The 6,086-nt window shown below is 59.3% G+C and carries 6 protein-coding genes; 5 read left to right on the top strand and 1 reads right to left on the bottom strand.

The window, feature by feature from the left end:
- Positions 1-701 (top strand): protein-arginine deiminase family protein (locus AC1XOS_RS18580; protein ID WP_481963711.1); only part of this gene is annotated, 701 nt, incomplete at its 5' end.
- On the opposite strand, the gene mgtE is transcribed toward AC1XOS_RS18580, so the two are convergent.
- The gene (gene mgtE / locus AC1XOS_RS18585; protein WP_481963712.1) at positions 698-2,086 is read right to left on the bottom strand and encodes a magnesium transporter; all 1,389 of its coding nucleotides are present in this window, start codon (positions 2,084-2,086) and stop codon (positions 698-700) included. The two genes, AC1XOS_RS18580 and mgtE, sit on opposite strands and share 4 nt — an antisense overlap.
- Positions 2,087-2,416: 330 nt before the next feature.
- Here mgtE and AC1XOS_RS18590 point away from each other — a divergent pair, with 330 nt between their 5' ends.
- From AC1XOS_RS18590 to AC1XOS_RS18605, 4 genes are all read left to right on the top strand, one after another.
- Positions 2,417-3,559, top strand: coding sequence for a vWA domain-containing protein (locus AC1XOS_RS18590; RefSeq protein ID WP_481963713.1), 1,143 nt, complete (start codon positions 2,417-2,419; stop codon positions 3,557-3,559).
- Positions 3,560-3,568: 9 nt separating this feature from the next.
- On the top strand, positions 3,569-4,231 hold the full coding sequence (locus tag AC1XOS_RS18595) for a hypothetical protein (protein ID WP_481963714.1): 663 nt from the start codon (positions 3,569-3,571) through the stop codon (positions 4,229-4,231).
- Positions 4,232-4,241: 10 nt separating this feature from the next.
- Entirely contained in the window at positions 4,242-5,213 is a 972-nt protein-coding gene (locus tag AC1XOS_RS18600) for a hypothetical protein (protein ID WP_481963715.1), read from the top strand.
- Positions 5,213-6,086: hypothetical protein (locus AC1XOS_RS18605; protein WP_481963716.1), on the top strand; the 874-nt coding region annotated here is incomplete at its 3' end. The genes AC1XOS_RS18600 and AC1XOS_RS18605, both read left to right, overlap by 1 nt.

Consider the following 6,086-nt stretch of genomic DNA (forward strand, 5'->3'; position numbering starts at 1 on the left):
GGCGCTGGATTGACTGGTACGGGAACTTAGAGGTCTCGCCCCCAGTGCCCGGATTTCCCGAGGGACGCATTCTCACCGGCAAGCAGCGCGAGCTGAGCTTTCACCCCGAGGCGCTGGCGTTTTTAGAGAGACAAAAGGCTCAGTGTCCGCCTGTGTTTATAGACGTGAGCTGGCTGACTATCGGGCATGTGGACGAAGTCATTAGCTTTATCCCCGCACCGGAAAAAGATCGGAAGGGCTGGCGGGCGCTTCTACCATGCCCGGATACCGCACTCTTGGCACTGGCAAACTTGGCCGATGACCAGCCGGCGTTTGTGGGCAAGCGCGGTGAGACGACGGTGGGTAAGCTCAAGGCACTGGCACAAAACGCGGAGCAGAAGAAGATCCGAGGGGCACTGAAGGCCACGCGCGAGCAGCTAAAAGCCGAGCTGGGAATCGAGCAGGAGGATATTGTTCCGGTTCCGGCACTCTTTGAAAACGGCCTCGCCGTGATTCCCAATCCGGTCAATAGCCTCGTCGTCGGCAAGACTGTCTTTGTGCCCGACCCGTGCTTTACGCCCCTGCGCCGTGCACTTGCATCTCCGCTTTCCTCCCTTGGGCTGACCGTGCACTTTGTAGATATCTGGGAGCCTTACCATACGGCGGCGGGAGAGCTTCACTGCGGCACCAATGCGCTCCGTAGTAAGCCTCCTCGCCGCTAGTGCAGCGAGGTCAGCAAGAGCCGCGCGATAGCCAGGTAGATCACGAGGCCCGTCGCGTCCACCAGGGTGGTGATGAGCGGAGCCGAGACCAGAGCGGGGTCAATCTTGAGCTTATGGGCCAGCATCGGGATCAGAGATCCCATCAAGTTTGCCCACGTACAGACCGCCACCACTGTCAGGGCAACCACCAGGCTCAGCTCCAGAGAGTTTCCCCGCGCCCGTGTCCAGCCAAAGGCAACCCCTCCTAAGAGCATGCCTAGCAGAAGCCCTCCAAACAGCTCACGCAGGAGCACTAGGAGCAAGTCGCGACCTCGCACTTCGCCCAGCGCAATCGCCCGGATGATCGTCGAGACACTCTGAGCCCCGGTGTTGCCCCCCGTTCCGATCAGCAGAGGGATAAAAGTCGCCAGTGCGGTCACTTGATGGAGCGACGACTGGGCGGACTTCAAGATCTCTCCGGTCAGAGTCCCGCCGACGAACAGCAACAAGAGCCACCCGATCCGCGAGCGCACCACACGCCAGATGGGCACTGAGAAGTACGAGAGGTTTTTCATCCCCGCCTCAGCAGAGATTCCACTCTGCTTGAGGAAGTCTTCGGTCTGCTCCTCGTTGAGAATGTCCACGACATCGTCCACGGTCACGATTCCGGCCATCGTGCCATCGGGCAGGAGAACGGGAAGCGCCGTAAAGTCGTACTTGCCAACGAGGCGGGCGACTTCCTCTTGGTCCATGTCCGCCGGGATCGAGACGATATCGCGAACCATAATGTCGGTGATAAGCTGATCGGCCCGTGCCCGGAGCAGGTCACGGAGCGAGAGAACTCCCACCAGCCGCTCGCCCTCACGCACATAGAGGACATTGAGGGTCTCGGCCTCCTCAGATCCCTGACGCACGGTCGCAAACGCGGACTCCACGCTCTCATCAGGCCGCAGGCTGATAAAGCGATCTGTCATCAAGCGCCCTGCCGTGCCGGGCTTGAAGCTCAGAAGCTCGCGCACTTCCTCGGCATCTTCGGGGGAGCGCGTGAAGAGATCTTGAAGAATCGCTTTCTGCTTCTCCCGCGTGGTGACCTCGGCGATAATCTCTGCCGCATCGTCCATCGGGAGCAAGTCCAAGAGGGCGGCGATTCGTTCGGGGACTTCGTTATCGAGTAAGTAGCGGGCCGTGTCCGTGTCAAGCTCATCGAGCACCTCGGCTGCCCGTACGGAGTCTAGGAGCCGGAAGACGCGAATCGAATCATCATCGTCTAGGCGCTCCATGACCTCCGCAATATCGGCGGGGTGGTAGCCTTCGAGCAAGGCAACAAGAGGAGTGTTATCAGGCGAATTAAGAACATCACGGAGGCCCTCTTCGAGGCGCTCGGTGTTCTTTTCGAGTGTTTCCATCCGGATCATGTGAGTGTTGCTCATCATGCAGCCGGGGAGAAGGTTTTTTGGGAAGTCGCGACGGGCTTCAGTGCCCTATCGCTTTATCTCTAAAAGCTTAAGAGCGTGAAAGCCGCCGCGACGGCATTAAGCCTTCGTCCGTCGCATTTTCTTTCATGGGTTTTTCTTGGTGTTCGTAACTGGAACCGTCCGACATTTCGGGCTCTCCTGGCTACCCCGGTTGGGCAGACCCGGCGATTGTATCGCTTTCTTTTAGTATCGGCAAGAGTGGGCCGTAACTAAAACCTCTCCCCAAGCGTCCTATCCGGTACAATAGGAATTACTGTGCGGATGCTTCGTTTTTTACTCACTTCTCTGGCTCTCCTGAGCGCTCTTTTGCCAGCCTTGGCGCAGAGCGACACGGGTGAGATTGTCTCGGGGCTTCAGGCCAAGAGTCCTAAGTGTGTCATGCTGATTCTCGATGTCTCCGAGTCTATGACCGTAGACAGCTACAACCGAAAGATGCTGGATGCGATCCAGACCATCTTGACCGACGGTGTGCGTGAGGGCGATCAGGTCGTGCTCTACACCTTTGGGCCGAGCTACAAGAAAGTCTTTGATGAGACTCCGCAGACCCCAGCAGCCCGCCGCAAGCTCCTCGAAATGGTTCCCCTCAAGCCTGAACCGGGTGAGGGCACGAATATCCGGCAGCCGCATCACGAGGCCCTCAAGCTCGCCCGTGCCTCGGGTAAGACTCCGTTTATCGTGATCCTGACAGACTCGTTTAACGATCCGCCTAAAAAGACTCCCGCAGCCTACGCGGAGTACCTGAAGTACTACACTCCCGGCAAGCTCGACACGTACCCGGGCACCTCCGAAAATGCAGACTACGAGTCCCAGCTCGCCTGGATGACAAGCAGCGGTGGCAAGACCTTTGGCATTGGTGTCGAGATCCTGCCTTCAGGTCGCCCGAAAGAGCGCTTTAAGGTCGCCCCTAAAGCGGGAATCGTTGCGACACCAGAGCCCACTGCCTCGTCCTCAGAGACCAGCGCACCACCGCCGCCCAAGCCCGATGAGCTTCCGGTGGGCCTGATCGCCGCTCTGATCGGGCTCGGACTGGCAGGCGGTGCCTTTGCTCTCTTGCGCCCCAAGCCCATGCCGCTTCGCATTGCCGGAGCTGGCTCCCCGCGCGACTTTGACGTGCGGGGCAGTACGACTCTACGACTTGGCGGCGAAGGCGGCTCCGGCGCTCTGGATGCCTACCCGCTGGGGGGAACCAAAGCCGTGGCCGCGACCGTCAAGGGCGCACGCGGGGGTTTCACCTTACAGCCGCAACCGGGAAGTGGCTTACGTGTCTACCACAATGGGCTACCGCTGGAGAAACCAACCCCACTCCGCTACGGCGATGAAGTGCGTGTCAGTGTCGTTGACAGCAACGGTGCCGTGATCAAAGAAAATCGCTTGAAATTTAGTGACCCGACCAAACTGGTTTAAATGATGAAAATGAGATTGTCCCGACTTGTCTGCCTGCTCTTTGCCACACTTGCGCTGGCACTTCCCTCCCTGGCAAAGCCTGAGCTGAAGGCGCTCGCCGCACCCGACGACCTCAAGAGCCTTTACCGCGCCGGGGAGAACTACACGCTACATCTAGAGTACAAAGACCCCGACGGCTATGAAATCAAGAGCGCCAAGTTCCACGACAAGTCCAAAGACGGTGAGCCCAGCTTCGATGCCAAAGACGACTACAAAAATGCTAAGGTGGAGACAGGGGTGACACTCTCCTGGGAGGTCAATGGCTTTGCCAAAGGTGACCATGCAGGCTATTTCGAGATAGAGAACGAGAAAGGCATCAAAACACGCTACCCTGGCAAAGATGGTACCTACTACTCCTTCGCTGTGGAGAGCTTGGTAGATAAGTGGATTGTGATGGGAGTCGGGCTCTTGATCTGCTTGTTCATGCTTCCCTTCTTGGTCTACCTGATCGCTCGCTCGGCCAACAAGCAAGGAAACCCGTCAAGCGCGGCAAGAATCGGTTTGATTATCGGAATCTTTGCCGCCCTCGCGCTCTTTATCTTCCAGTTCTTGAGCTGGTACAGCCCGCTCGTGCTGGTGCTTGGAGGCGTTGCGGCAATCTTCCTTCTTGTGGTTGTGATTACCCGGCGCTAGAACTCCAAATATGGAACTTATTCCCGCTGATCTCGGTGAAAGCCGTGCCATCGCTCTTTTCCAGATGCGTGCGGCTCAGGTTGGTCAACAAAACCCACGCTCAGGGCGCCGTCTTCGCGCGGCACTCTCAGCATCGTCCAGCCCTAATGCTCTGACGCGCTTCTGGGCAAAAGAGACGGGCCTTGAGGGTGAGGCAGCAACTCAAGCGGTTCAGAGCGTAAAAGGCCAGCTCAATAATTTAGTGGGAGGCTTCGGCGGTGGTTGGGGCATCGGCTTTGGCGCACCTGCTCTGATGATTTTGGCAGAGGCGGGACAGCGCCCTGAGATGCTGATCGGGGGGGGGATTTCCGGAGCACTCTCGATTGCCGGTTTTGGAATCGCGGCTCAGATGCCGCGGAACCTGGTGCGGCGCTGGGGAAAGACTCCTCTCAGTACACAGGAGCTCGATCTGCTTCTGGCGCAAGAAGAGGACGAGCTGGAGCGCTCCTATTTACTTCTGATTCGCGAGGCACTTGCCCAGCCGAACCTGCCAGACGCCGCGCAAAAAGAGCTAAAAGAAGCGATTAAAGTTCTTGGGATGGCGCTGGATCACCTGCCCCCGGCTCCGGCAGAAACGGCGAATCGCAATACCGAGGGCTTACGGGCCGAGGCGCAAGGGCTACGCCAGCAGGCACTGACGGAAACAGACAGAGTTGCTGCAGAGTCGCTAGAGCGTCGGGCAGATGCACTAGAGCGTAGCGCTAGCGCGATGGAAAAGTCCTCGACACTTCTGCGGCGAAACAGCCTGTTGCGGCAAGAGCTTCAAGCCCAGCTCGAAGCCCTACGATTAGAGCTGGGCTCGACGAGCGTCTCAGGAGTAGATGCAACGAGCCTCGCGCAAGTGGCAAGTGTCGCCCGTGGGGTTGCTCGCGAGGCAGACGCGCTGGCCACAGCCCGCGTGGAGCTGGACACACCACAAGTGCAGCAAGTAGGAGTACGATAGTGGAGCTAAAACCTGCTGATCTGGGCAAGACCCTGGGAGAAGCGATCATCAAGCGTCGTGGTGGAACGGGCGATCCCAAGGCCGAGCGCAAGCAGATGCTCCAGACGGGAGGAGTCGCGGCGGCAACGGGAGTTGGCCTTGGGGTGATCAACAACAACCCTCTCATGGGGCTGATCCTCGGCGCGGTCACAGGGGGTGCGTTTGTTTTTTTCCTGCCCCGTGCGCGACAGAAGCTGCTCTACGAGACCCCGGTGAGCGCGGCGGAGCTTCAGCGCCTCCGGCCACAGCGTACACAGACCACCGCCGTCGTGCCGACCGTTCTGGACACGATCTTCTCCACGCTTCTGGGCCAGCCGCTCCCCCCACCGCCACAGAAGCACACCATGGAAGATGCCTACTTCGAGCTTCTGGCCGAGATTCAGGCGCTGAATGTCTCCCAAGTTGAGGCGGAGGCGGAGCTACGAAGCACGATCTGCTCCCTCAGCGATGCGGTTGCGGCACTTCCTGAAGTCGCTCCGGTTCACGAAGACGAGATCCGGGATCTGGTGGTGGACGCCGAGGGGCTGCTCTTTAAGTCCAAGCGCGAGCCCGATCAGATCATCGCGGAGTCGCTACACCGCCAAGCAGAAGCGGCTATCCGGCGGGCAAGGGCGCTTCAGAACGCCGCCAAGCTCGCGCGGCGCACGCGGACACTGCGTGAGGAGGTCTATCGCCAGATCGGCGCACTTCGCGCCTCGTTGCCCTCGTACTCACAAGCCTCCCAGAGTGTGGCCACGGGGCGAATCCAAGAGCTCGCCGACTCGGTCACCCGTGTTGCGCAAGACGCGGCCTCGGTCGTCGCCGCTCAAGAAGAGCTGGTACAAACCCTCGCTC

It is taken from the genome of Armatimonas sp. (assembly GCF_964826245.1).